The sequence below is a fragment of the Cutibacterium sp. KB22876 genome (assembly GCF_059728865.1).
The window spans coordinates 2535331-2562097 of sequence record NZ_AP040858.1 but is presented as its reverse complement, the minus strand read 5'-3'; the positions used below and the strand labels follow the sequence as shown (position 1 = coordinate 2562097).

Below are 26767 nucleotides of genomic sequence, written 5' to 3'. Positions count from 1 at the left end.
CAGGAGTTCGTGCATGCCCACCATCGTCTGGACCAAGATCGACGAGGCCCCCGCCCTCGCGTCGTATTCCCTGCTGCCCATCGTGGAGGGATTCCTCGACGAATCAGGTATCGACATCACGACCTCGGACATCTCCCTGGCCGGGCGAATCCTGGCTCAGTTCCCGGATCGTCTGGCCGAGGGTCAGAAGGTGGCCGACCATCTGGCCGAGCTCGGCGAGCTCACTGGCTCCCCTGACGCCAACATCATCAAGCTGCCGAACATCTCCGCCTCCGTCCCACAGCTCAAGGCCGCGATCGCTGAGCTGCAGTCCCGGGGATACGACCTGCCGGATTTCCCGGACAAGCCCTCCACCGACGAGGAGAAGGAGACAGCCGCCCGCTACGCCGCCGTGCTCGGCTCGGCCGTCAACCCGGTGCTGCGTCAGGGTAACTCTGACCGTCGTGCCCCCGCCGCCGTCAAGGCGTACGCCAAGGCCCATCCGCACCGCATGGGTAAGTGGTCCGATCAGGTCAAGGCTCGCGTCGCCCACATGGATCATGGGGACTTCTTCGACCACGAGGAGTCCTTCGTCTCCAAGGGCCAGGACCTCGACATCGTTCTCGTCGGGGCTGACGGCTCCGAGACCACCCTCGCCAATGGCATCAAGACCCTCGAGGGAGAGGTCGTCGACGCCACCTACATGTCCGTCGATGCCCTCGACGAGTTCTATGCCTCCTCCTTGGCCCTGGCCAAGGAGGAGGACCTGCTGTGGTCGGTCCACCTCAAGGCGACGATGATGAAGGTCTCCGACCCGGTCCTCTTCGGACACGCGGTGCGTACCTTCCTGGCCAACGTCTTCGACAGGTACGGCGATGATCTCGACTCCGTCGGGGTCAACCCGGATCTCGGCCTGGGCGATCTCTACGCCCGTCTGGAGAAGCTCCCGACCGACCGCGCCGCAGAGGTCAGGGCTGCCATTGATTCCGCCTTCCAGGCCCGTCCGGCCCTGGCCATGGTCGATTCCGACCACGGCATCACCAACCTGCACGCCGGCAACCTCGTCATCATCGACGCCTCGATGCCGGTCGTGGTCCGCGACTCCGGCTGCATGTGGAATGCCGAGGGTAAGCGTCAGGAGACCCTCGCCTGCATCCCCGACCGCAGCTACGCGACGATGTACGCCGCGATCATGGACGACTGCCGTCAGAACGGCGCCCTCGACCCTGCCACCATGGGCGATGTCCCGAACGTCGGCCTGATGGCCCAGAAGGCCGAGGAGTACGGCTCCCACCCGACGACCTTCACGGTCGTCCACGATGGCCGCGTCGAGGTGCGGTCCGGAGACGAGGTGCTGACGAGCCAGCAGGTTGAGACGGGCGACATCTGGCGCATGAGCCGGGTGCGAGACGTCCCGGTGCGTGACTGGGTGCGTCTGGCCGTCGAGCGAGCCCGCATCACCAACACCCCGGCCGTCTTCTGGCTCGACGAGAATCGCGCCCACGACGCCCGGGTCATCGAGAAGGTCAAGGCATACCTGCCCGAGCACGATACCGAGGGTCTGGACATCCGAATCCTCGCCCCCGCCGAGGCCATGAAGTTCACCCTGGAACGCATCCGTCGCGGAGAGGACACCATCTCGGTCACCGGCAACGTGCTGCGTGACTACCTCACGGACCTCTTCCCGATCCTTGAGATCGGCACCAGCGCCAAGATGCTCTCGGTCGTCCCACTGCTGGCCGGTGGCGGCCTGTTCGAGACCGGTGCTGGCGGCTCGGCTCCCAAGCACGTCGCCCAGTTCGTCGCTGAGGACTACCTGCGCTGGGATTCACTGGGCGAGTTCTGCGCCCTGGGCGCCTGCCTCGAACACATCGACCAGACCACCGATGGCACCAAGGCCGGAGTTCTCGCCGCCACCCTGGACAAGGCCATCGGTGCCTTCCTGGAGAACGACCGCTCTCCCGCACGCAAACTCGGTCAGATCGACAACCGTGGCTCGCACTACTGGCTGGCCCGATACTGGGCTAGCGAGTTGGCTGCCCAAAAGGATGACCCCGAGCTCGCCGACCGGTTCTCCGACGTGGCCACCGAGCTGGCCGCCCGCGAGGCCCAGATCCTTGACGAGCTCAACGGTGTCCAGGGCAATCCGGTGGACATGGGCGGTTACTACCACCCCGACGAGGAACTCGTGGAGGATGCCATGCGCCCCAGCACCACCCTCAACGCCATCATTGACTCCCTGTGAGCACTGGCCGGACTCCGGCCGTGCCTGACGACGTCGACCGATGCCGGTGGTTTATCACTATCGGCGTCGGTCTTCTCGTGTGGGTGACCCAACGCCTCGTCCTTGTTGCGGCCCTGGCGCCGGACGGTGAGGTCATTTCGCGCCTGACCTGATGGGACGGGAAGTGGTACTCGATCATTGCTGTGGGCGGATACCACTGGCCACACACCGTCTTCGGGCACACTGACCCGTGGTCGTCCGATCTCGCCTTCCTACCAGGCCTGCCAGCACTGGGCCGAGCCGTCATGCTGACGACGGGTCTGTCCGCTCGACCGGCCGTCTTCGTCGCCGGACAGATGGGGTTCTTGCTGGCCGCCGGGGTCGTCACCGCCATCGGTCTACGGATCGCGGGGCCGACGGCGGCCGTCATGCTGGTGGTGTGCTGGGGAGCCGCGCCGCGAGCCGTTGTCGAGTCGATGGGGTACACCGAGGGGTGGTTCATCGCTCTCGTCGGGCTGGGATTGTTGGCCATCCTGTCGGAACGGTGGCTCCTTGCTGGAGCCTGCGTCGGAGCCGCGGGGCTTTTCCGGGCATCCGTGGCCCCGGTGTGCATCGTCTTTGGACTGGCATGGTTGACGAGCGTGTTCTCCACGGTGCAGCGCGACCAGCGGTGGCGTCGCTTCGTGGGAATGGCGCTCAGCCCACTCGGATTGCTGACATGGTTCCTCATCGTCGCCTGTCGAACTGGCAAGTGGAATGGCTACCTACTGGTCCAGAAGGCCTGGGGGAGCGAGATGGGTACCCCAGCCGATACCTGGACATTCATTCAGGGGAAGCTGTCACAACCGCCATGTGACTGGCGGTATTTTGGTCTCGTCGCACTGTCATGGTGCCTGTACCTCCTCCTCGGCCTCGTCACGGCGGTTCGCCAGGAGAATGTCTGGCTGACGGTCTACGTTCTCGTCACCGTGGTCTTCGTGGGGCTCATGCAAGGATTCTTCAATGCGAAGGCTCGGTTTCTCCTGCCCGCGTTCCCGGCATTTCTGCCGGTGGCGAGACTGTTGGCCAGCTGTCCGCGATGGGTCCAGGTGGTTTTCGTCTTTGCTGTGACGGGGATCTCGACGTGGTGGAGCTTGGACGTTCTGAGCGGCAATATTTCGCCCTGACCACTTCTTCCTTGGAGTTTTGCCGCGCAGAACCCTTATTCTTGGTCCTATGCACAACGATGACCGGGAGGGCGATAGTCCCGACACCTTCATCCTTGCCTCCATGACGAGAGGAATGGTGAAGGTCCGTGGCTGACGTCCTTGAGAACGCCGCCATCATTCTGCTGTTCATCCTCCTGGGAGGAGTGTTCTCGGCTGCCGAGATGGCGCTGGTGAGCCTCCGCGATTCCCAGGTCAAGCAATTGGCGGCCACCCGTGGATCGCGCGGCCGCTCGATCCAGCAGCTGCAATCAGATCCCAACCGCTTCCTGTCTGCTGTCCAGATTGGCGTCACCCTGTCGGGTTTCCTGGCCTCGGCATTCGGTGGTGCCACACTGGCGAATGAGCTCGCGCCGGTTTTTGAGTCCTGGGGAATGTCGGCCTCCGTTGCCGGCACCGTCGCCCTCGTCATCATCACGATCATCATTTCTTATTTCTCGATCGTGTTGGGAGAGCTGGTCGCCAAGCGGCTGGCCATGCAACGAGCCGAGGGGTTCTCCCTGGTGCTGGGCCCGATGGTCAACGGCATTGCGACCCTGTTCCGCCCGATCATCTGGTTCCTGGGTGTCTCGACCGATTTCGTCGTCAAGATCCTTGGTGGTGACCCCGCAGCTGCCCGCGAGGAGGTCACCGACGAGGAGATCCGCTCGATGGTCGTCTCGTCGGCCACCTTGGGTGACGAGGAGCGCACCATCCTCGACGAGGTCTTCGCCGTCGGGGAGAAGTCCCTGCGTGAGGTCATGGTGCCCCGAACCGAGGTGGACTTCCTGCAGGGGTCGATGAAGGCCGTTCAGGGGGCCCAGGTGGTCCGGGACGGATCCCACTCCCGCTACCCGGTCATCGACGGCTCGGCGGACCGAGTGCTCGGATTCGTCCACGTACGTGACCTGCTCGAGCTCGATCCCCAGATCCGTAACAGCCGGGTGTCCCAGCTCGTGCGCACCGTCGTCTCCCTGCCCGACACCGTGAAGGTGCTCAAGGCCCTCACGGAGATGCGTCGAGCCCATGCCCACCTGGCCATCGTCCTTGACGAGTACGGCGGCACGGCCGGCATCGTCACCTTGGAGGACCTCGTCGAGGAGATCGTCGGCGACATCACTGACGAGTACGACACCGTCGAGCCCTCCGATTTGGCCCACGTCCGACAGCGTGACATCGACGGTCTGACGACCATCGAGGAGTTCGCGGAGAAGGTCGGTCTGGTACTGCCCGAGGGGCCCTACGACACCGTCGCCGGATACTTCATGGCCCAGACCGGACAGGTTCCTGTCAAGGGGGCCCAGGTCGACGTCCACCTCTACCCGGTCGGTTTCGTGGCCGAGGAGGAGAACGAGGACGAGGAACCCACTCCCAATGTCGAACTGACGGTGACCGAGGCCGACGGCCTTCGTGCTGCATGGCTGAGGATTCGTAGGCTCGACGCGCCGGCTGCTCCGATCGTGACCGCTGGAGCCTCTGCTGCCCCGCGCCCCCAGCGGGAGGCGGCAAGCGCGTGAGACGACCTGCGTGGCTCGGCGGTCCTGGGAAGGACGCTGACGGGGCGGTTCTGCTCACCAGCCCGGAAGCCGAAGAACTGCTGAAGGCGGCCGTCGAGCACGCCGGCGGGATCCTGCTGGAATGGCACCTCGACCATGTCGACGCCAACCCCGGCCAGTCCACCACAGCGACCTACCAGGCGCGTGTGCACTGGCCGACGGGGGAGCGGCAGGAGCTCTTTGGTATGAGTGCTCGTGCCAGTGGTCCTGCGATGACCGATTCTCGCGCGGACATCTACGTTGACGGCTCGCGGGAGGTCGCCGTGTGGCGGTACCCCGACGATCCCGACCTGCCGGGGTTGTCCCGGGCCGCCTATCCCGAACAGATGGCGGCCATCATCTCGGACCTGGGGTTGGTCGACGGTCGCGTCAGTGCCGATCAGATCAACCTTCGGATGATCGGGTACCGGCCCAGGCGTCGCGCGGTGTTATGCGTGGAGGTCGCCAACCGACGCCTCTACGTCAAGGTGCTACGCGATGGCATCTTCCAGGCGACCGTGGCCCGACATGATCTCCTCACGCGTGCTTCCGTGCCGAGTCCCCGCGTCGCCGGGATCACTGACGACAATCTGCTCTTCCTGACCGAATTGCCGGGGCACCCTCTCAGCAAGGCCCTCTTCGAACTCGGGAATCCTTGCACCGCCGAGAGTCTTGTCGGGCTGCTCGACCAGCTCCCTCCGCAGGTGTGCGACCTGCCCCGACGATCCTCGTGGAGTGACTCGGTGGACCATTACTGTCGCATGGTCGCTGCCGCAATGCCCGATCAACAAGCTCGCCTGGACAGGATGGCGCGGATCATTTCCCAGGGGTTGATGGGTGTGCCACAGGGCAACGAACCCACCCATGGTGACTTCCATGAAGGTCAGATCCATGTCTGGAATGGTCAGGTGTGCGGGATTCTCGACGTCGACACCATCGGACCGGGCCGTCGTGCCGACGATCTCGCCTGCCTGGTGGCCCATCTGTCGACGGTGCAACACATGAATGCCGTCCAGGCCGACCGGGTGCGGCAGATCTTGGCGGCCTGGGTGCCCGTCTTCGATTCCCGAGTTGACCCGGTGGAGCTGAGATTGCGCTCCGCCGCGGTGGCGATATCACTGGCCACCGGTCCTTATCGCAGCCAGGAGGCGAACTGGGGCCCTGAGACGCTGTCGATCATCGACGCGGCGGAGGCCCTGGTCAATCAGGTCGCGTGATGGCCTCATTCGTCCCATGAATTGGACGCACCGGCGAGAAGTGGGGTGGCATTTTCCCACTTCCTGGGCTCAGTTTGTCCGTTGAGGTGTCGATTCCGCTACGGAAGGGTTACAGTTTGATGGCCCGATCGGCGAAACCTGCCACATGGGCTCCCCATTCGTCGGATCATCGTCTGCTCCAGGAGGCAGTCCGTGAAGAAGTCACACCTCGCTATTCCCGCTGTTCTTGCAGCCGCAGCGCTGTCGCTGTCGGCGTGCGCGCAGGCTCCGGACGCGTCCTCGGGGTCCTCGTCGAGTTCCACCGCCACCTCGGCGACCGCAAAGGACAACTCGAACTCTGGTGAGTTCAAGGCCTGCATGGTCTCCGATTCCGCCGGTTTCAACGACAAGTCCTTCAACGAGACCTCTATGCAGGGCCTCAGCAAGGCCGCCAGCGACCTCGGTGTCAAGACCGCCAAGGTGGAGTCGAAGGACGACAAGGACTACGCCACCAACCTGCAGTCCATGGTTGACGCCAAGTGCTCGATCATCGTCTCCGTCGGATTCCTGCTCGAGAAGCCCACCGTGGCTGCTGCCAAGGCCAACCCGAACGTCGAGTTCGCCATTGTCGACGACAACCCTCAGGGCGCCCCGTCGAACTTCAAGCCGCTGATCTTCAACACCGCTCAGTCCTCCTTCGAGGCCGGCTACCTGGCCGCCTCGCTGACCAAGACCGGCAAGGTGGCCACCTTCGGCGGCATGAAGATCCCGACCGTGACCATCTTCATGGACGGCTTCGCCCAGGGTGTCGATTACTACAACAAGCAGAAGAGCAAGTCGGTGCAGGTCATCGGCTGGAACGCCGAGAAGCAGGACGGCCAGTTCGTTCCGCAGCCCAACCCGTTCCAGAACGTCTCTGGTGGTAAGACAACCGCTCAGGCTCTGCTCAACCAGGGTGCGGACATCATCCTCCCGGTCGCTGGTAACGCTGGCAACGGCGCTCTGCAGGCCGTGAAGTCCTCCGGCGGCAAGGCCAACGCCATCTGGGTCGACGGCGACGGCTGCAAGACCCAGCCCTCCTACTGCTCCAACATCATCACCTCGGTGTACAAGGGCATGGACGTCGCCGTGTTCGACGCCATCAAGGCTGCCAAGGACGGAAGCTTCGACAGCAAGCCGTACATCGGCTCCCTCGAAGACAATGGCACCGGCCTGTCCCCGTTCCACGAGTTCGACTCCAAGATCCCCGCTGAGGTCAAGGACGAGCTGAAGACGATCAAGGCCGACATCACCTCCGGCAAGATCAAGATCACCTCGAAGGCTCAGCCCAAGTGAGCGTGAAGCGCGAACTCGGTTCGCGCAGCTCCTGAGTTGCCAACCACGTGAGCCGACGACGCGCCGATCTCCACGGGAGGTCGGCGCGTCGTCGTCGGTTCACACGACATCAGGGAACAGACGTGGAAGGATCTGCCCCGTGACAATGAACACCACCGCTGTCCCACCCGGCGACCGCGCTCCAGTCAAGGAAGGACTGAGTCTGCGCGGAGTCACGAAGAGATTCGGGACGCTTACGGCCAACGACCACATCGACCTCGACATCGTTCCCGGGCGCATCCATTGCCTGCTCGGTGAGAACGGTGCCGGCAAGTCGACCCTCATGAACATCCTGTACGGGCTGCTGCCCTCGGACGAGGGATCGGTCTACATCGATGGCGTGGAGCAGCACTTCGACAATCCCAAGCAGGCCATGGCGGCCGGTATCGGGATGGTCCACCAGCATTTCATGCTCGTCAACGTGTTCACGGTGGCCGAGAACATCGTGCTCGGACGAGAGGAATCGACTGCCGGTGTGCTGTCGATGGGACGAGCCCGCTCGAAGGTGCGCGAGCTGTCTGATCGCTATCACTTCGACGTCAACCCGGACTCGGTGATCGAGAACCTGCCGGTCGGCGTCCAGCAGCGCGTCGAGATCCTCAAGTCCCTGGCCAATGACGCCAAGTACCTCATCTTGGACGAGCCCACCGCCGTGCTCACCCCGCAGGAGATCGACGAGCTCATGGCGGTCATGAAGACGCTGCGCGACGAGGGCCGAGCCATCGTCTTCATCACCCACAAGCTGCGCGAGGTCCGTGCCATTGCTGACGACATCACGGTGGTTCGTCGCGGCAAGATCGTCGGCGAGGCCTCTGCCGATCAGTCCGAGGCCGAGCTTGCCGAGATGATGGTGGGTCGAGCCGTCAAGCTGGTCGTCGACAAGGACGAGGCCAGACCGACCGGGCCACGTCTCGAGGTCGAGAACCTCACGGTGGCCGATGACCTCGGATCTGTCGTCGTCGACAATGTCTCTCTCACCGTCGAGGGCGGGGAGATCCTTGGTGTCGCCGGTGTGCAGGGCAACGGCCAGACCGAACTTGCGTCGTCCCTGCTCGGTCTCATCAAGCCGACCTCAGGGTCCATCCGCATCGACGGCAAGGACACCACCGGCGCGGCCCCGATCAAGACCATCGGAGCTGGCCTGGGATTCGTGCCTGAGGATCGTCAGCGTGACGGTTTCGTCGGGGAGTTCTCCATCGCGGAGAACCTCATCCTGAACCAGGTGGGTGCCTACTCCAAGCACGGCAACCTTCAGCTCAGGCGCATCGCTGACAACGCCCGCGACCGCGTCGAGGAGTTCGACATCCGTACTCCCTCGGCATCGCTTCCGGTGTCCTCCCTGTCGGGTGGTAACCAGCAGAAGGTCGTCCTGGCTCGCGAGCTGTCGCGTCCGCTGAGTGTGCTCGTGGCATCACAGCCGACCCGTGGGGTGGACGTTGGCGCCATCGAGTTCCTGCACCAGCGGATCGTCGAGGAACGGGACAACGGCACCGCCGTGCTCATCGTTTCCACCGAGCTCGACGAGATCGAGGCGTTGTCGGACCGCATCGCGGTGATGTACCGCGGTCGTATCGTCGGCATCGCCCCGACGGGAACTCCCCGCGACGTCCTCGGCCTCATGATGGCCGGATTCAGTTATGACGAGGCGTGTGACAGCGTCGCCAAGGGACACAAGGAGGTCTCGGAATGAGTACCGAATCCCCGAAGCCCACCCCGTCGAAGGAGACGACGGCGCCTGCCGCGACCAAGGTGGAGCCCAAGCCGCCTCGCTCCTTCCGGTGGAATGACCTGTGGGTGACGATTGCCGCGTTCGTGCTGGCCTTCATCGTCTCGGCCATCGTCATGGTCGCTGCGGATCCGGAGATCAACAAGGAGTGGAGCTATCTCTTCTCCCGTCCTGACGCCCTGACCGATTCCTGGGCTCAGGTCTCCTCGGCCTACGCCGCCCTGTTCCAGGGAGCCTTCGGGTCCTGGCAGGCCCTCACTGCGACGACGGCCCAGTCCGCGCCGCTCATCTGTGGTGGTCTTGCCATCGGTCTGGGCTTCAAGGCTGGCCTGTTCAATATCGGTGGTCAGGGCCAGGCCATTGCCGGAGCGACGCTGGCTGCCTGGGTGGGATTCAACTTCCACTCCCTGCCGCTGCCCATCCACCTGCTGTTCGCCGTGATTGCCGGTTTCGTGGGCGGAGCCATCTGGGGTGCCATCGCCGGCGTCCTCAAGGCCCGCGCTGGCGCCAACGAGGTCATCGTGACGATCATGCTCAACTACATCGCCAGTGGTCTGTTGGCGTGGTTGTTGACGACGAAGGCCTTCCAGATGCCTGGTCGTACCGACCCGATCGCCCCGATCGTCGACTGGAACGCCACCTTCCCACGGCTGGCCGGGTCCCAGTTGCACCTGGGATTCTTCCTGGCTCTGCTGCTGGCCGTGGGCACCTGGTGGCTGCTGGATCGCACCCATCTGGGCTTCCAGATCCGCGCAGTCGGTGCCAACCCGAATGCCTCGGCCACTGCCGGTATGAACACCAACTCGATCATCGCCTGGACCATGGTCATCTCCGGTGGCCTGGCAGGTATGGCCGGGGTCGAGGTCGCCCTGGGCCCGATCTCGGGAGCCACCCCGACCCAGCTGTCCATCGGCCTGGTCGGAACCATCGGCTTCGACGCCATCACGGTGGCCCTGCTGGGCCGCTCCAAGCCGCTCGGCATCGTGCTGGCCGGTCTGTTCTGGGGAGCCATGAACCAGGGTGGTCTGCGCATGCAGGCCATGACCCAGACCTCTCTGGACCTCGTCCGAGTAATCCAGGCCGTCATCGTCATGTTCGTGGCAGCGCCGATGCTGGTCAAGACGATCCTGCCCTTCCTCAAGACGCGCAAGGAAAAGCGAGGCAGGAACCGTGACCGCGGTCCGGTCCCGGCTGACACCACCACGAAGGGGGCCCTGGCATGAGCCCGGCATCGCGTTTTCCTCGTCCCACCACGTCCGACATCACCAAGACTGGTGTGGAGCTGCCCCCCGAGGCCAGCGAGGGCCTCGACAAGGAGCTGGAGTTCGAGCGGGTGGAATCCCGCGAGGGTCGCACCCACCGTCTGTCGGCGGGCGTGCTCATCGCCATCATGGCGGTGATCCTGTTCTTCCTGCTGAGCAAGACCTCCGGCAAGGCCCACTTCGCCTTCACGGATGCCCTGGCCGGCAAGGAACTGGGAACCCTGACCGTCTCCGGTTTCCCGATCGCCCTCGTCAGCGCCATCGCGTGTCTGTTGGCGTCCGCTGCCTTCTTCATGGGCCGTAGCCGTCACACCCTCACCGTCACCGCCGGTGTGGTGGCCGGCGTCGCGATCATCATCGGATTCCTGAGCTGGGCGGCCGCCGGCCGTGAACTGCCCTTCCAGGTGGCCGGCCAGTTGCAGGGCACCTTGTCGGTGGCCACCCCGCTGGTCCTCGGCGCCCTCTGCGGTGTCATGTGCGAGCGTGCCGGCGTCGTCAATGTCGCCATCGAGGGTCAGATGCTCACTGCAGCCTTCGCTGCGGCCCTGGTCGGATCGATGACCCACTCGGTCTTCGCGGCCATCGTCGCGGCGATCATCGCCTCGGTGCTGACTGCCGCCCTGCTCGCCGTCTTCACCATCAAGTACTTCGTCGACCAGGTCGTCATGGGCGTGGTGGTGAACCTCTTCGCATCCGGCCTGACAGGCTTCCTCTACACTCAGCTGCTCTCGCCCGAGGCCGAGAAGTACAACACTGCGCCGATTATGGAGGCGGTGCCGATTCCGGTGCTGTCCAAGATCCCGTTCTTCGGCCCCATCTTCTTCGACCAGACGATCTTGGTGTACATCGGCTTCCTCTGCATCCCGCTGGTGTGGTTCCTGCTGTGGCGCACCAAGTGGGGTCTGCGGGTGCGTTCCGTGGGTGAGCATCCCGAGGCTGCCGACACCGTCGGTATCTCCGTCGCCAGTGTTCGTTGGTCGGCCGTGCTTGTCGGTGGCGTCTTCGCCGGTCTGGGCGGTGCTTACTTCACCATCGGTACCGTCGGATCCTTCTCGAAGGACATCACGGTGGGTAATGGCTTCATTGCCCTGGCGGCCCTCATCATGGGCCGCTGGCGTCCGGGCCTGGCTGCCGTCATGGCACTGTTCTTCAGCTTCGTGACACAGCTGTCCACCGAGCTGTCGACGATCAGCGCCCCGATGCCCTCGCAGTTCCTGCTCATCCTGCCGTACATCGCGACGATCGTCGCCGTCGCCGGGCTAGTGGGCAAGGTGAGGTCGCCAGCAGCCGACGGCACCCCGTACATCAAGGAGTGACGTGGACGTCAACTGGGAGGCGCTGCGCCGTCGCGCCCGTGAACTGACCAAGCGTGCCTATGCGCCGTACTCCCACTTCCCTGTAGGCGCGGCCGGACTTGCCGAGGATGGTCGCGTCGTCGTCGGGTGCAATGTCGAGAACGCTGGCTACGGCGTCACCCTGTGTGCCGAGTGCGGGTTGATCAGCGATCTGGTGGCCGGGGGAGGGGGACATCTCCTCGCCTTCTGCTGCGTCGATGCGATGGGTGCGACGATCATGCCGTGCGGACGGTGTCGTCAGCTGCTGTGGGAACATGGCGGTCCGACGATGCTCATCGACACCCCGGCAGGGGTGCAGACGATGGCCGAGGTGCTGCCGCAGGCATTCGGCATCGACGACCTGGACCGAGTAACCAACCAACAGGAGAAGTCATGATCGTGGCCGCCGCCGATGGGTCCTCCCTCGACAACCCGGGACCAGCCGGCTGGGCCTGGTACATCGACGACGACACCTGGGCTGCGGGCGGTTGGCCGCGCGGCACGAACAACATGGGCGAGCTCATGGCCGTCCTCGACCTGCTACGGTCCACCGGCGGCCTCGGCGAGTCGCTGACAATCCTGTGTGACTCCCAGTACGCCATCAATTGCTGCACCAAGTGGATGCCAGGATGGAAGCGCAAGGGGTGGCGCAAGGCCGACGGAAAACCCGTCCTCAACCGTGACCTGCTCGAGCAGATCGACGTCCAGCTGCGTGGGCGTGACGTCACCTTCGAGTGGGTCAAGGGGCATGCGGGCCATGCCCTCAACGAGGCCGCGGACATGCGAGCCCGGGCCGCTGCCACCGCTTTCCGGGACGGCACCCCGGTCGACCACGGACCGGGGATGACAGTTGCCGACGATTCCCTCTCGCCCGGATCGGACCGGTCCCAGGAGGCCGTCGAAGCCCAGTCAGAGCTGTTCGACCTTCCGCCCGCCCCCGCCAATCCCGACCAGGTGCTCACTGCCGAACTCGTCGCCTTGGAGCGCCGACTCGTCGACCCCGACCCCTACCGGCGTCAGAGGGCGTTGACCGAGCTGCTCGACGAGGACTTCGTCGAACACGGGGTGAGCGGGAGGATCTGGACGAGGGGCCGTGTGCTGGCCGAGGCCCGAAGTCAGACACTCGGAAGCCGTGTCGGCATCGAGGCGCTGGGCGTGGTGAGGCTGTCCGAGCAGACCGTCCTGCTGCGCTGGCGCCACCGGTCCGGGGCGCGGGAGTCGTTGCGCGCGTCGCTGTGGCGGCGCGGCCCTCATGGGTGGAAGCTGATCTTCCATCAGGGTACGGTCGTACGAGATGGTGGGGGATACCGGTAATACACATATCTGCCGCCATGAGGTGACTGTCCTGTCTTTGGTCGGGGAAAGCGTGGGCATGGTGCACAAGCGGTTCTCGAGGCGTGACTGGTTCATGGGGGCCACCCTCATGGCTCTCACCGGATGCGCGGAGAATTCCAGTGAGGGGCCGCGAGCGGCTCGTCCGGCGAGGAGTCCGGGGCGTCGACCGCCCCGAATGGGACGCCGACCCGCCGAGGGGCGGCTCCCGTGTCGCCGACCTCCGCGACCTCGCCCGCCCATGTCGACGACTGGCAACCGGTGCGCGAGCACTGGGCCGAGTCCGACCTGGAACCCTTCCACGGCACCGTCCAGCATCTGTTCATCCACCAGATCATCCCCCTTCCCCCACGTGGCGTTCGCCAGCGAGGAGGGGCAGGACTTCGACGACTGGTACATCACCAGGTCGGAGGCCGTCGCCCTGCTCGACGAGCTGCGCGCCCGTCACTACGTCCTCGTGTCGCTGGCCGACTGCTTCGTGCATCGCGGTCACGCCGTGGTGCCCAACCCCGAGCTGCGCGTGCCTCGCGGTCACAAGCCCCCGTCCTGTCGATCGACGACCTCAGCTTCAACCGTTTCCTCCTGGGCAAGGGGTTCATGGACCGGATCATCATCGACTCGACCGGGCACCTGTCGAGTATCGGCAAGGACCCGTCGACCGGCAGACAGGTCAAAGAACCCACGAACTGCATCGTCGGACTGCTCGACGGGTACCTGCGTGCCCATCCTGAATTCAGCCTCAACGGGGCGGCCGCGACCCTGGCTCTCACTGGGTACGAAGGCATCATGGGTTACCGAACCGACCGTCACGAGCGCAACCGGGCCGCCCAACAGGAGGCCGTCAAGCCCATCATCGCCCTCATGAGGAAACGGGGGTGGACCTTCGCCAGTCACTCCTACGGACACATCGACCTGGGTTCGAAACGGATGACCCGGGAGTGGGTTACCGATGACACCGCCAAATGGAAGCGGGAAGTCGGCGAACTCCTGGGCCCCACGTCCCTGTACATCACCCCGTTCGGTTCCCTGGCCGCCTTGGATGGCCCCTCATGAAGGTCATCCGCGAGGCTGGTTTCGACGTCATCTGCGACGTGTCCGACGGCACGACGGTGGACCAGTGGCCCGACCTCGGCCTCGTCGTGCAGAGCAGAGTGCACGTCGACGGATACGGGATGCGTCACACCCCCCACATCTACCGGGGCTTCTTCGATGTCGACAAGGTCTTCGACCACCGTCACCGGCTGGCCAGGTGGGGCCACCACCACTTGTGACGGCCCACCGACGCTGGTGACGTCGCGGTGACGCCGGCCGCGGGACGATGCGGCCGCTAGGGTGCGTTCCGATAGACTTCGCACCATGTGTGCCAACATTCTTGCCGCCGTCGCGTGGCCCTACGCCAATGGGCCTCGACATATCGGCCATGTGTCCGGATTCGGTGTCCCCTCTGACGTCTTTGCCCGGTACATGCGAATGTCGGGCCACCGAGTTCTCATGGTCTCCGGCTCGGATTGCCACGGCACCGCCATCTCGGTCAAGGCTGATCAGGAGGGTCTCACGGCCCAGGAGTGCGCCGAGAAGTATCACCGCATCATCGCCTCTGACCTGCAGGGCCTTGGCCTGTCCTACGACCTGTACACCTCGACGATGACGGACAACCACGCTCACGTCACCCAGGAGATCTTCACCCGCCTCCACGACAACGGCTACGTCGTCAAGAAGACCGAGATGGGTGCTTTCGAGCCGTCCACCGGCCGCACCCTGCCAGACCGTTACATCGAGGGCACCTGCCCGATCTGTGGGTACGACGACGCCCGCGGTGACCAGTGTGACGACTGTGGCCGTCAGCTCGACCCGGCCGATCTGCTGAACCCGCGTTCCAAGACCACCGGGGCCACTCCCGAGTTCCGCGAGACCGAGCACTTCTTCCTCGATCTCCCCGCCCTCGCCGAGTCCTTGACGGCCTGGATCGACACCCGCACCGATTGGCGTCCCAACGTTCTCAAGTTCTCCCACAACCTCCTCGAGGAGCTGCGCCCGCGCGCCATCACCCGTGATCTTGACTGGGGCGTCAAAGTGCCGGTCGAGGGCTGGGAGAACGAGCCCATGAAGCGCATCTATGTGTGGTTCGACGCTGTCATCGGCTACCTGTCGTCCTCCATCGAGTGGGCCCGGCGCATCGGCAAGCCAGATGCTTGGCGCGAGTTCTGGAACGACGATGATGCCCGCTCCTACTACTTCATGGGCAAGGACAACATCGTCTTTCACTCCGTCATCTGGCCCGGCATTCTGTTGGGCACCAACGGACGTGGTGACAAGGGAGGCGAGCCTTCCGCGGAGCTCGGCATCCTCGACCTGCCGACCGAGATCGTCTCCAGTGAGTTCCTCACGATGAGTGGTTCGAAGGTCTCGAACTCGCGTGGTGCCACCATCTTCGTCGGGGACTTCCTGCGTGAGTTCGGACCAGACGCCCTGCGTTACTTCATCGCGGTGGCCGGCCCGGAGAATCAGGACACCGACTTCACCTGGGAGGAGTTCGTCCGGCGGGTGAACTTCGAGCTGGCCAATGAGTGGGGCAACCTCGTCAACCGGTCCATCTCGATGGCCTTCAAGAACTGTGGCGAGATCCCGGCTGCCGGTGAGCTGACCGACGCCGATCGCGAACTGTTGGACGCCTCGGCTGGCGGATTCGACACCGTTGGGGACCTGCTGGCCCACGCCAAGTTCAAGGCCGCCATCACCGAGGCCATGAGGATCGTCGGACTGGCCAACGCCTACATCTCCGCCCAGGAGCCTTGGAAGCTCAAGGACAACCTGGAGCGCCGCAACACCGTGCTGCACGTGGCCCTTCAGGTCGTCAGTGACGTCAACACCATGCTCACCCCGTTCATGCCGCACTCGGCCCAGAAGATCTACGAGGCGCTGGGTGGCGAAGGCGTGTGGGCGGCCCAGCCCGAGCTCGTCGAGACCGACGGTGCTGCCCCCATCCTCATGGGTGACTACGCTTCGGAGAAGGCTTCGTGGGGACGTCGCGAGATCGCGGTCGGAACCCTGCTGGTCAAGCCCAGCCCGATCTTCCGGAAGCTGGACGCCAAGCTTGCCGAGACTGGTCCGGAGTGGGCCCCGGTCAACCCGCAGTCCTGATACACGGAGCTGCCAAAAACCGGCGATGGCAACGTCACCATCGCCGGTTCCGGGCAGTTTTTGGCAGCTCCGTGTAGTACCCGGCGGGTACCGGCTGGGGCAAGAGGTCAGAGTTGGCTGGCCAGTCGCTGCAATTGGCAGACGATGAGGGCGCACGCCTCGGCGTCGGAGTCCGCCCGGTGGTGATTCAGGTGGTAATTCGGTTCACAGGCCTGAAGTACCGTCGGAAGCTTGTAATTGGGCAGACCACGGATGAGGCGTTGGGCCGTCCGGTAGGAGCAGAAGAACGGGGACGGCAGGGTGACAGTGCCGAAGTACTCGTCGAGCTGGCGCCACACCCGAGAGTCGAACATGGCATTGTGAGCGTAGACGGGGGAGCCGGCGACAAATTCCGAAATCTCGTCGGCCACCGCAGGCCACATCGGGGAGTGCTGGACATCTGCTGCGGAGATGCCGTGCAGGTAGGTGAACTGGAAAGCGTCCCATCCGGGAGGAGGACGCAGCAGGGAGTTGAATCGGTCGACGATTCGGCCTTCACTCACCCTGACCATGGCGAGCTGACATGCGGACACCCCGCCCTGCCGGTTGGCCGTCTCGAAGTCCACGGCGACGAAGGTGTCGCAGGCCATCTGTTCCGGTGAGGGAATCAGTCTGGAATGCCGAGGCGTTCGTGTCGCGCGGCCCTTCCGGATGGGGGCCACGGTGTGCGGCGCCGGGGGCTGACTAACGACGGGCCAGTCCAAGGACATGGTGTCCTTCGTCCGCTTGCCGGCTTCCACTAGACGTTTCCATTCCTCGTGGTATTCCGTGGCGTCGCGTTCCTCCACCTTGGCCCACAGTTCCTGGGCCTTGGCCCGACGTTTCCGCAGGTCTAGGTGTTCGTCGATCCGATAGGACTCGATACCCAGGTTGAGCCAGAACTCGATCGTCCGCGCCTCCTCGGGGTAGCACCTCATCCTGTGGAGGATCTTCGCCACCTCGATGACCCAGGACTCGTCGGCGGTGTCAGGGGCCTCCCGTGCCATCGAGATCATCGAGAACATGCATCCGGATGCCAGGATCAACGCCTGTTCGTAGTCACCCTCACGCTTGAGGGCCGCGATCTCCTGACGCCACCGGCCATTGTCTCGGCCTCGGTACATCGGGACAATCCGGTCGGAGTCGTCCACCATCGCGAAGAGATCGCGAAGGTCTTTCGGTGTCGCACGCTCGGGATGACGCAACAGCCTGCGCAGCCACTGCGGCACTGTCATGCTTGATGCCATGCTGAACGCCCTTCCAGAAACCATCACCGGTCAGGTGCGACCAAGGATTCCGCTCAGGGTATTCCTCGGGGCCGACAGCGTCCCCGTGCGTTGTCACGCCTCCTGCCTTCGGGCCTGACGCATGACCATGAAGGATCCGAGCAGGCCGAGCACCAGGAAGAGTGCGGAGAACCCGATCGACCATGCCGCCGCGTGTGCAAAACCAGTCTCGAGGCCGTGGATGACGGCGTTCCGGGCGTCACCCAGTGAACGGATGAACGGGCTGTCAGGAGAGGCGTTGCGCAGTCCGGTGATGGCGGATCCAGCCGAGTCCTGGGTGGCCCGGACCAGCTTGTCGAGCACCTTGGTCGGCACACCGCTGGTCGAGGACACCTCGTCAGGAATGGTGTGGCTCATCGCAGAGCCAAGGGCAGACCCGGCGATCGCAGCACCGAAGGCCGAGCCGAGCTGACGCACCGTCGACTGGCTGGCCGAGCCCGCTCCCGAGTGCTCCTGGGGAATGTCATGCAACACCGTCGAGGTGAGCTGAGCCGATGCCAGGCCGAGGCCAATGCCGTAGACCACCAGAGTCAGCATGACGAACCACGTCGATGCCTGGGCGCCGACCGTCCAGGCCAGCAGTCCGACGCCGACGACTTCCAGGGCCAGCCCGAGGACGACGACGCCAGGAGCTCCCACACGGGCTGCCAGGTGACGGGCCGAGGCCCCGGAGAAGAAGGCACCCAGGGCCATCGCGGCCAGCACGACACCAGTGCGCACCGTCGACAGACCGACCGAGTTCACCAGGAACAGGGGCAGTACGAACATCAGCGAGAACTCACCGATGGCCACCGTCGCTGCGGTCAGGTTGCCCCAGGAGAAGGTGCCGACACGGAACAGGGTGAGGTCGATCAGGGCGTCACGGCCGATCTTGGCGCGGTGGCTTTTCCACACGATGAACAGTGCGATGAAGACCAGACCGATGGCGATCGCCCACGGCACCGGGGACATCGACCAGCTCTCCGGCCACGACCAGCCGAAGACCTTGAGGGGCTCCTTCTTGGTCCACCAGCCGAGCGAGGTGGCCTCGATGAGGCCGAAGACGAGCAGGCCGAAGCCGATGGCCGAGGTGAGCAGACCGTCGACGTCAACGCCCTTCTCGGCCTGCTTGCCACGAGTCTGTGGCACCCATGCGGCGATTCCCGCCAGCACGAGCAGACCCAAGGGCAGGTTGACCCAGAAGATCCAGCGCCAGGAGGCGTACTCGGTCAGGACTCCACCGAGCAGCGGGCCGAGAGCGGCCATACCGCTCATGACGGCGCCCCAGATGCCGAAAGCCGCGGCGCGGTCCTTGCCCTGGAACAGCGAGTTCACCGAGGACAGGGTGGACGGCAGCACCAGCGCACCACCAACACCCTGGACGGCACGCGAGGCGATGAGTGAACCAGAACCTGACGCCATCGCGGCGAGCAAGGAGCCTCCGACGAAAAGCACGACACCGGCGGCGAAGGTGGTACGACGGCCAACCCGGTCACCGAGACGCCCGGCGCCAAGCAGCAGAGCGGCGAAGATGACGTTGTAGATGGCGTTGACCCACTGTGCGTCAGTGAGGTCCAGGTCGAGGGCCGAGATCATCGTCGGCAGGGCGACACCGACAATCGTCCCGTCCAGGATGATGAGTGAGAGCCCGGCGGCGAGGACGGCGAGGGCCTTCCAGCGTCCGGGGACGCGTTGGGCCGCGGTGGCGGCGGAGGATCTGTCTGTCACGGCATTCCTTTCGACCCCACCGACACTACGGAGCACGAGGCTCCTCAGCATCGATCAAAAGGTTGAAAACCCTCCGGCACTCAACCCATGGTGACTAGTCCATGAGGGACGCGACGGTGGCACTCGCCCGCCTCATGCTCATCGGCTGGAATCCCATGACGATGGCCCGTGATCGCAGTGCAGGCTCTGCCTGGCACAGGGCCAGACCACGACGAATCAGCACGGGTGGGGACTTGCGGTGCTGTCGCAGATCGCGGATGAGACGACGGGCGAAGTTGAACCAGCGGGGACGATCCAACCAGATGGGCAGGACCTCCATGCCGGCTCGCAGGCACGGATCGAGCAGGTCGAGGGCGAAGATCCCCTCGGCGACGACGGCTGTCGCATCTCCCACATCGACGAGGTGGGTGCCATCGGCCCGAGACCTCGAGATGTCGTAGCAGGGAACGACGGTCTGCCCGTCGGCCGCGAGTTCACCGAGGGCGTCCACAGCCGCTGGAAGGTTCCAGGAGGCGACGTCGTCCCAGTCGACCATGCCGCGCACCCGGGGGAGGCCGGGCTCGTCATGATCGTGGTAGAAGTCGTCAAGGCGCAGTTCAGGCAGCTTAGCCATATGGGTCAGACGGGATTTCCCGGCCCCAGAGGGTCCTGCCAACAGGATGATCGTGCGCGCCACGGCTGATCAGTCTATCGGTAGGCCCATCATGACCATGGAGCGCCCACGAATCTGCCGACGATGGAAGAGGCAGCACCGCCTCAGGGGGTTGGTCTCGCAGGGCGCTCGCTGCCAACCGCATGGCGTGGCTCAGTTTCCTGGTGAATTCGCTGATCCCGGTGGCACGGTGTCGTCGCCCTCGACCACCATGGGAGTCTAGAGTGTCACCAGCTTCCACCGCCCCCACCGCCGAAGCCGCCGGAGGATCCCGAGGAGAATCCGGAGCTGGAGCTCGAGGTGCTGGACGACGCTGCTGCCGTCATGGACGACGACATCGCTTCGGTCATGTCGTTGAAGGCCGAGGTGAATGACTGGTTGCGGTGATAGCCGTAGCCGTACAGCGGGTACCACATCGGGTCGGGGGACCAGCGTCCCTCAGCCTCGAGCCGTTCGAACAGGGTGACCCAGCGGTCGACGATGCCGAAGGCCGCGGCCCAAGAAAGGTAGGCCGAGAAGATGTCGAGGTCCTCCTCGATCTGGATCTGCTCCGCCTCGATGGTAGCCAAGTAGTCGCGGAATCCCCGCACCTGATCGGTTACCGCGGTGCCCAGAGCGCTGCGAGGTGGTCGGACTTTCCGGGACAGGCCGAGGAAGAGGATGCCGGCCACGAATGTGACGAAGGTCAGGACGAAGTAGACAATGGTGCTTCCGCCTCCGAGAAGGAAGGGGAATCCGGAGACGAACCCGAGTATGCCGAGGATGATCAGGGCGACCCCGATGGCGACGATCCCGAGCCGTGCCTGGCGATGGGACTTCGTGAAGTAGCCGGCCTGGTCGTTGAGCTCGTCGAGATCCTTCTTGGCGTTCGGCAGAGCAATGTTGCCATTCTGGCGACGCAGTTCTCTGGTGGTGATGCTGTTGCCGCTGCCGATGAGGGAACCGAGGAGACGAGCTTCCCAAGGCGCCAACGAGTCCTCCCCGCGCAGCCAGTTGAACCGCCACTCCGGCTTCTTGAACACCAGGCCGGAAGGCTCTTCCTGGTTGATTGACAGATGGTGCCGAGCGACAAGGTCGAGCATGCCGGCGGTTACGGTATTGGTGTCGGCATTGCCGTTGAGGAGGGCTCCTGCTTGTGCCGGGGTGATGCCAGCCGGCGGATGGACGAGGATGGGCGCCTCGACCTTTCCTCGTCGACGCCGGACCTGCTGCAAATCAGGTGCCGGAATGAACCCAGGGGCTTCGTCGGCAAATTCCATGTCGCGCTTGCGGAACAGGGACGCCCCGAGGCCGATGAGGCCTAGTACAACAACGGCGACAACGTAGGGGATGACGGTGAGGTACTGCGGGAGGTCGGCCCGGGAGCCCGATGTGGCCTCGGTCACCGTGGCGTCAGCAGCGGAGGTGAAGGTACCGGCAGGGACACCGGCCACCACCCGCCAGGTCTTGTTGGCATCAATCTTGCGGGCCGAGAAGGTAACGGTTTTCGTGCCCGTTGAGGAGGTGTCGCACTCGCCGTCCTCGACCTCACAGTAGACCTTCGTTACATTGGCGGGTGCCGTGATGGTCACCTTGGAGTTGCCGACGAGAACGCCCACATTGGTGAAGATGCGCCAGTTGATCTCGTCGAGGTGAGATTCCTTGTTGTCCCGACCGATGAGACCGTGAACCATGTAGGTGATCCGGTATTTCTGCATACCGGTGACGGTCTGGTCCTTAGACCCCATGCGCAGCTGTAGTGCGCCGCCATTCTCCTTGTGGAGGTTGGCCGGAGCTCCCGACGGGCTCGAGGCATGAATGTCACTGTAGGTGACATGGCGGACGTGGCCGGGATTGTCGGTGAGTGACTGTCTCGTGACGAAGGTCAGGTAAGGCCCGTGTCTGTCCGCGTCAGCGAAGTCGTAGGTGAGGTCAAGGGTGACTCGAGCGTCGCCGTCTCGATCGAGGGTGGCGTTGACGTTGTAAGCCGTGATGCGTTCGTCGCCCTGGGCATGGGCCGGAACGGCCGGGACCACAGCGACAAAAAGCGTCAGCAGGAATGCTGTTAATACGGCGAATGGGGTACGTCGCATGGAATCAGTGTGAGGCACCCTAATTCGACCGACACCCTTTCTGAAGAGGAGTGGTGGTCAGTGAGTGGACTTGGGGATCGCTATCCGAGATGTTTTTCGTCTCCCAGGTGAGGTGGTGCCGCTGACCTGATGACCATTTCCCGTGGCCCTTCGGAAGCATCCTCGTCGAGACTGACCTGGGCATCCCCACCAGCGTCGAGAACGGTACCGGCGTCATATTCGGTGATGCGTGACAGCTCGACGGAATGGGTCATCGGAGGCAGACGGTCGGTAGGAAGGCGAGCTATCACGGCACACCGGGGATGTCGCACGATCGACGATGTAGGAGCAAAGGGTTCATTCGCCGCGTACAAGTGACCTCACACGGTGAGAAAGGGGAATCTACCGGTGGCTATTACGGCTTATGCGGAAGGACCCTTTTCATGGGTTCTGATCCGGAGCCATTGCGCCCATACGTCGAGCATCTCCAACGGATACGGCACCACCGATACCGTCTGGAACACCGGCCTGCGCCCCTTCGACCATCCGGCGATGGCTGATCCGGACGGGGAGGCCGCCCCGGACTCGATTCGGGGCGGTGACACTGGGTCGGAATTCCTTGTCAGAATCGCGTCAGATCCCGAGCGCCTTGGCCATCTCCCCGCGCAGGGCGACCATTTCGGCGTCCAGCTTGGACTTGGCAGCCGGCAGGTCGGTCGACGACTCCTCAGGAGTTGCCCGCACCTCGAGGTAACACTTGAGCTTGGGCTCGGTGCCGGAGGGACGAGCAACGACGTGGACGCGAGGTCCAGCCAGCTCGATGGCGTTCTGCTCGGGCAGCCCGGACCCATTGCTGGGGTCGTCGAGGTCGCAGACGTCGACGGGGTCGCCCAGCAGGGTGGCCGGAGGCTGGCTGCGCAGACGGTCCATGGCGTCGGAGATGATCGACATGTCGGTGACGCGCACGGCCAGCTGACTGGTGCGGTGCAGACCATGGGTGGCCCAGATCTCGTCGAGCCGCTCCGAGATCGTGGTGCCGGAGGCCTTGAGCTCACCCACCAGACGCATGATCGTCGCCAGGGCAGTGATGCCGTCCTTGTCCGGCACATGGGAGGGGTCGCAGCAGTAGCCGATGGCCTCCTCATAACCGAAGACGAGGCCGGGAACGCGGCCAATCCACTTGAAACCGGTCAGGGTCATCCGGTGCTCGCGTCCTGCTGCCTTGGCCATGCGTCCCAGACAGGTCGACGAGACCACCGAATTGGCGTAGACCCCGTCCAGACCACGACGCAGGGCATCGTCACCCAGCAGGGTTCCGAGCTCGTCACCGGTGAGCATCCGCCAGTCACCGTCGATGACGGCGGCAACGGCACAACGGTCGGCGTCAGGGTCAGAGGCGATGACGACGTCAGCGTCATGTTTGCGAGCCTGGGCGATGGCCAGGTCGATGGCGCCCGGCTCCTCGGGGTTCGGGAAGGCCACGGTGGGGAAGTCCGGGTCTGGGTCGAGCTGCTCAGCGACACCGACGAACTCCGGCAGACCGGCTGTCTCGACGAGGTGACGCACGACGCGGGTTCCGACACCGTGCATGGCGGTGTAGACCCAGGTGACGTCCGGATTGGCCGTGGTCAGTTCGGCAGCACGGGCGACGTAGGCGTCGATGAGTTCGTCGCCGATGAGCTCGATGTCGTCACCACGCGGGATCGCCCCGACAGGATCGGCCGACACGACCTCGATCTCGTGGGCGATCTCGGTGTCGGTGGGAGGCACGATCTGGGAGCCGTCGCCCAGGTACACCTTGTAGCCGTTGTCGGCCGGCGGGTTGTGGGAGGCGGTCACCATGACGCCGGCAACTGCGCCGTAATGCTTGATGGCGAAGGCGGTTACCGGGGTCGGGATGGGGGAGTCGGCCAGCAGGGCGTGGAACCCGGCCCCCGCCATGATCTCGGCTGTGTCGCGGGCGAAGACGTCGGAGTTGTGCCGGGCATCGAAGCCGATGATCACCGACCCCTCCTTCTCGCCGTGGGCACGCAGCCAGGCTGCGAATCCGGCAGCTGCATGCTGGACGACGACTCTGTTCATCCGGGACGGTCCGGGTCCGAGAGCGGCACGCAGGCCAGCGGTACCGAAGGTCAACGGGCCGGAGAAGGCCGACTCAACGGCCGCGACGGCCTCGGAGTCACCGTGCTGGGCACGGGTGAGCAGGTCGGACAGTTCGGTGCGGGTGGCCTCATCAGGGTCCTGGTCGAGCCAGGACTGAACCTGGGTGACGAGTTCGGGGGACAGCCCCTCGGATTGTGTGGTGGTCATGGTTCCTCGATGGGTGTGGGGTGGATCAGATGGCAGCCGTGATGTCAGCGAGCAGACCCGCCAGCCGGGGGGCGGCCTCCTTACCGGCGGCAATGACCTCGGCGTGGTCCAGCGGGGCGTCGGTGACACCAGCAGCGTGATTGGTGACCAGGGACAGGCCGAGCAGGTCGAGTCCGGCTTCCCGGGCGGCGATGGCCTCAAGTGCGGTCGACATGCCGACGAGGTCGGCGCCGATGGTGCGAGCCATGCGTACCTCGGCAGGAGTCTCGTACTGGGGGCCGCGGAACTGGGCGTAGACGCCGGTCGGGGTGCCTGGGGCGACCTTCTCGACGACCTCGAGCAGTGTCGGGGTCCATGCCCTCGACATGTCGATGAAAGTGGCGCCACGCAGCGGGGTGGCACCTGTGAGGTTGATGTGGTCGCGAATGGCGACGACGGTTCCCGGGCCCCAGGACGGGTCGAGGCCTCCGCAGCCATTGGTGAGGATCATCGTGCTGGCGCCAAGAGCCGCGGCGGTGCGCACTCCATGGACAACCGGTTCGACTCCACGTCCCTCGTAGAAGTGGGTGCGTCCGGTCAGAACGACGGCGGTCCTGCCGGTGGGCAGCTTGACAGCAACCAGGTCGCCGCCATGCCCGGCAACGACCGGTGTCGAGAATCCAGGCAGTTCGCCGAGCGGGATCCGTCCAATCATCTCGCCAAGGCGATTAACTCCGGCGGACCAGCCCGAGCCGAGCACGAGGCCCACATCGACGCTGGTGAGCGAGAGGCGGGAACGGATGGCATCGGCAGCATCGCGGGCGATGGCCTGGGGATCGGTGAAATCCGGTGTCGTCATGGGGTCAACCCTAGAGGTTTTCGCCGATCCGGGCGCGCGAACCCCCGGCCCATTCGCAGCCGTCTTCCGAGTCCGGAGGAGCAGCGTCGATACGTGTGTTGGAGCAACCTCATTGTCGGGGCAAGCAATTTCTCTCGATGTCAACAGAAATCTCGCCATGGCTGAAAGAATGCGGCCATGACGTCCATGGTGATCATTGGAGCTGGGCCCGGGGGCTATGAGGCCGCCAACGTAGCGGCGGCAGGTGGCGTTGACGTCACCGTCGTGGAAGAAACCGGCATCGGAGGAGCTGCCGTCCTCACCGACTGTGTTCCCTCGAAAACCCTCATTGCCACTGCCGAGGTCACCGCGGCCCTGCGGCGCGCACCCGAGCTCGGCCTTCGCCAGACCCACAAGTTCGAGGTCGATCTCGACGCCGTCAATTCCCGCGTACGCCGTCTGGCTCAGGCCCAGTCCGACGACATTGGTCGAGGCCTGGAGCGCAAGGGAGTGCGCCTCGTCAGTGGTCGTGCCCGTCTGGCCGCGGGTGCCCCGGGCCACCTGCACCGGGTCATCATCAATGATGACGAGATCATCGACGCCGACATCGTCCTGCTCGCCACCGGCACGACCCCGCGTGAGCTCCCGGCGGCTCGCTGCGACGGGGACCGCATCCTCACCTGGAAGCAGGTGTACTCGATGACGGAGATCCCCGAGCACCTCGTCGTGGTGGGATCGGGTGTGACAGGTGCTGAGTTCGCGTCGGCCTACGACTCATTGGGATGCCGGGTGACCCTGGTGTCCTCGCGTGACCAGGTGCTCCCCGGCGAGGACCCCGACGCAGCTCGTGTGTTGCAGCAGGTCTTCGAGTCTCGCGGCATGCAGATCCTGTCCCGCTCTCGCGCGGTCTCTGCGGTGCGTGACGGTGATGGTGTCGTTGTCGGTCTCGAGGACGGCCGGACCGTGCGCGGATCCCACGTTCTGATGGCCGTCGGGTCAACGCCGAACAGCTCGGACCTCGGCTTGGAGGAGGTCGGTGTTGCCGTCGGTCCGCGTGGTCACATCACCGTTGACAAGGTCTCGCGCACCAGTGTGCCGGGCATCTATGCTGCCGGAGACTGCACCGGTGTCTTCGCCCTGGCATCCGTGGCAGCCATGCAGGGGCGCATCGCCGTGTGGCATGCCCTGGGCCAGGCCCTCCAGCCCCTCGACCTGTCCTTGGTGTGCTCGAATGTCTTCGCCTCTCCCGAGATCGCCACGGTGGGTGTGACGCAGACCGACGTCGACTCCGGAAAGGTCCAGGCCCGATCCACCCGACTCGACCTGTCGACTAACCCGAGGGCCAAGATGCAGGGAATCCAAGACGGTTTCGTCAAGCTCTTCTGCCGTCCTGCTACCGGCAACATCATTGGTGGCGTCGTCGTCTCCCCGCGGGCCAGCGAACTCATCCATCCGATCTCGGTCGCGGTGGGCGAGCGGATCCCCGTCGACGCCTTCCAGCACGACTTCACCGTCTACCCGTCCCTGTCGGGATCGGTGTCAGAGGCTGCCCGACGGTTGCAGAACTTTGTGGAGTGACGTCGTGGTGTGAACCTGCCACGAGACACACCGTGAGAAGGCCCCCTCGACGAATCGTCGA

General features: G+C 64.7%; 20 protein-coding genes and 1 pseudogene. 14 read left to right on the top strand and 7 right to left on the bottom strand.

Annotated features, from left to right (window positions below; translation table 11 throughout):
* The first annotated feature begins 13 nt into the window (after positions 1-13).
* The 13 genes and pseudogenes from AC6I1W_RS11630 (at position 14) to metG (ending at position 16287) form a co-directional block, all read left to right on the top strand.
* Positions 14-2224 (top strand): NADP-dependent isocitrate dehydrogenase, encoded by a 2211-nt coding sequence (locus AC6I1W_RS11630; RefSeq protein ID WP_117189653.1) that lies wholly within the window; start codon positions 14-16, stop codon positions 2222-2224.
* A pseudogene (locus tag AC6I1W_RS11625) lies at positions 2221-3369 on the top strand (hypothetical protein). The gene AC6I1W_RS11630 and the pseudogene AC6I1W_RS11625 overlap by 4 nt, the downstream one beginning before the upstream one ends.
* 128 nt (positions 3370-3497) lie before the next feature.
* Positions 3498-4904: a hemolysin family protein gene (locus AC6I1W_RS11620; protein WP_117189655.1), complete on the top strand. Its 1407-nt coding sequence runs from the start codon at positions 3498-3500 to the stop codon at positions 4902-4904.
* Positions 4901-6139, top strand: coding sequence for an aminoglycoside phosphotransferase family protein (locus tag AC6I1W_RS11615; RefSeq protein WP_117189656.1), 1239 nt, complete (start codon positions 4901-4903; stop codon positions 6137-6139). Before AC6I1W_RS11620 ends, AC6I1W_RS11615 begins: the two co-directional genes overlap by 4 nt.
* 192 nt (positions 6140-6331) lie before the next feature.
* On the top strand, positions 6332-7453 hold the full coding sequence (locus tag AC6I1W_RS11610) for a BMP family lipoprotein (protein ID WP_171048656.1): 1122 nt from the start codon (positions 6332-6334) through the stop codon (positions 7451-7453).
* A 139-nt stretch (positions 7454-7592) separates the two neighbouring features.
* The gene (locus tag AC6I1W_RS11605; protein WP_063279525.1) at positions 7593-9182 is read left to right on the top strand and encodes an ABC transporter ATP-binding protein; all 1590 of its coding nucleotides are present in this window, start codon (positions 7593-7595) and stop codon (positions 9180-9182) included.
* Positions 9179-10441: an ABC transporter permease gene (locus AC6I1W_RS11600; protein WP_117189658.1), complete on the top strand. Its 1263-nt coding sequence runs from the start codon at positions 9179-9181 to the stop codon at positions 10439-10441. Before AC6I1W_RS11605 ends, AC6I1W_RS11600 begins: the two co-directional genes overlap by 4 nt.
* Complete coding sequence (locus AC6I1W_RS11595) at positions 10438-11796, top strand: ABC transporter permease (RefSeq protein WP_117189659.1); 1359 nt, start codon at positions 10438-10440, stop codon at positions 11794-11796. Before AC6I1W_RS11600 ends, AC6I1W_RS11595 begins: the two co-directional genes overlap by 4 nt.
* Position 11797: 1 nt before the next feature.
* Positions 11798-12211 carry a cytidine deaminase gene (locus AC6I1W_RS11590; protein WP_063279522.1) on the top strand — a complete coding sequence of 138 codons (414 nt, stop codon included), beginning with the start codon at positions 11798-11800 and terminating at the stop codon, positions 12209-12211.
* Positions 12208-13128 carry an RNase H family protein gene (locus AC6I1W_RS11585; RefSeq protein ID WP_065673804.1) on the top strand — a complete coding sequence of 307 codons (921 nt, stop codon included), beginning with the start codon at positions 12208-12210 and terminating at the stop codon, positions 13126-13128. Before AC6I1W_RS11590 ends, AC6I1W_RS11585 begins: the two co-directional genes overlap by 4 nt.
* Before the next feature lie 228 nt (positions 13129-13356).
* Complete coding sequence (locus tag AC6I1W_RS11580; protein ID WP_249361313.1) at positions 13357-14199, top strand: polysaccharide deacetylase family protein; 843 nt, start codon at positions 13357-13359, stop codon at positions 14197-14199.
* Positions 14196-14417 carry a hypothetical protein gene (locus tag AC6I1W_RS11575; protein WP_249361315.1) on the top strand — a complete coding sequence of 74 codons (222 nt, stop codon included), beginning with the start codon at positions 14196-14198 and terminating at the stop codon, positions 14415-14417. Before AC6I1W_RS11580 ends, AC6I1W_RS11575 begins: the two co-directional genes overlap by 4 nt.
* Positions 14418-14502: 85 nt before the next feature.
* A complete protein-coding gene (metG, locus tag AC6I1W_RS11570; protein ID WP_117189660.1) occupies positions 14503-16287 on the top strand; it encodes a methionine--tRNA ligase in 1785 nt (594 codons plus the stop codon).
* Between the two features lie 107 nt (positions 16288-16394).
* On the opposite strand, the gene AC6I1W_RS11565 is transcribed toward metG, so the two are convergent.
* The 7 genes from AC6I1W_RS11565 to AC6I1W_RS11535 all read right to left on the bottom strand — a co-directional run bounded on the left by AC6I1W_RS11565 (position 16395) and on the right by AC6I1W_RS11535 (position 25149).
* Positions 16395-16916 (bottom strand): 3'-5' exonuclease, encoded by a 522-nt coding sequence (locus tag AC6I1W_RS11565; RefSeq protein ID WP_429830924.1) that lies wholly within the window; start codon positions 16914-16916, stop codon positions 16395-16397.
* A gap of 729 nt (positions 16917-17645) precedes the next feature.
* The gene (locus AC6I1W_RS11560; protein ID WP_171048657.1) at positions 17646-19298 is read right to left on the bottom strand and encodes an MFS transporter; all 1653 of its coding nucleotides are present in this window, start codon (positions 19296-19298) and stop codon (positions 17646-17648) included.
* Between the two features lie 94 nt (positions 19299-19392).
* Positions 19393-19911, bottom strand: a complete 519-nt coding sequence (locus AC6I1W_RS11555; protein WP_117189663.1) for a nucleoside/nucleotide kinase family protein — start codon at positions 19909-19911, stop codon at positions 19393-19395.
* Positions 19912-20177: 266 nt separating this feature from the next.
* Positions 20178-22022 (bottom strand): DUF2207 domain-containing protein, encoded by a 1845-nt coding sequence (locus AC6I1W_RS11550; RefSeq protein WP_117189686.1) that lies wholly within the window; start codon positions 22020-22022, stop codon positions 20178-20180.
* Between the two features lie 80 nt (positions 22023-22102).
* The gene (locus AC6I1W_RS11545) at positions 22103-22276 is read right to left on the bottom strand and encodes a hypothetical protein (RefSeq protein ID WP_171048658.1); all 174 of its coding nucleotides are present in this window, start codon (positions 22274-22276) and stop codon (positions 22103-22105) included.
* A 358-nt stretch (positions 22277-22634) separates the two neighbouring features.
* The gene (locus AC6I1W_RS11540) at positions 22635-24311 is read right to left on the bottom strand and encodes a phospho-sugar mutase (RefSeq protein ID WP_497743566.1); all 1677 of its coding nucleotides are present in this window, start codon (positions 24309-24311) and stop codon (positions 22635-22637) included.
* Between the two features lie 25 nt (positions 24312-24336).
* The gene (locus tag AC6I1W_RS11535) at positions 24337-25149 is read right to left on the bottom strand and encodes a purine-nucleoside phosphorylase (protein WP_138237683.1); all 813 of its coding nucleotides are present in this window, start codon (positions 25147-25149) and stop codon (positions 24337-24339) included.
* A 177-nt stretch (positions 25150-25326) separates the two neighbouring features.
* On the opposite strand from AC6I1W_RS11535, the gene AC6I1W_RS11530 reads away from it, so the two are divergent.
* On the top strand, positions 25327-26706 hold the full coding sequence (locus AC6I1W_RS11530) for an NAD(P)H-quinone dehydrogenase (RefSeq protein ID WP_138237684.1): 1380 nt from the start codon (positions 25327-25329) through the stop codon (positions 26704-26706).
* The last annotated feature ends 61 nt before the right edge of the window (positions 26707-26767 follow it).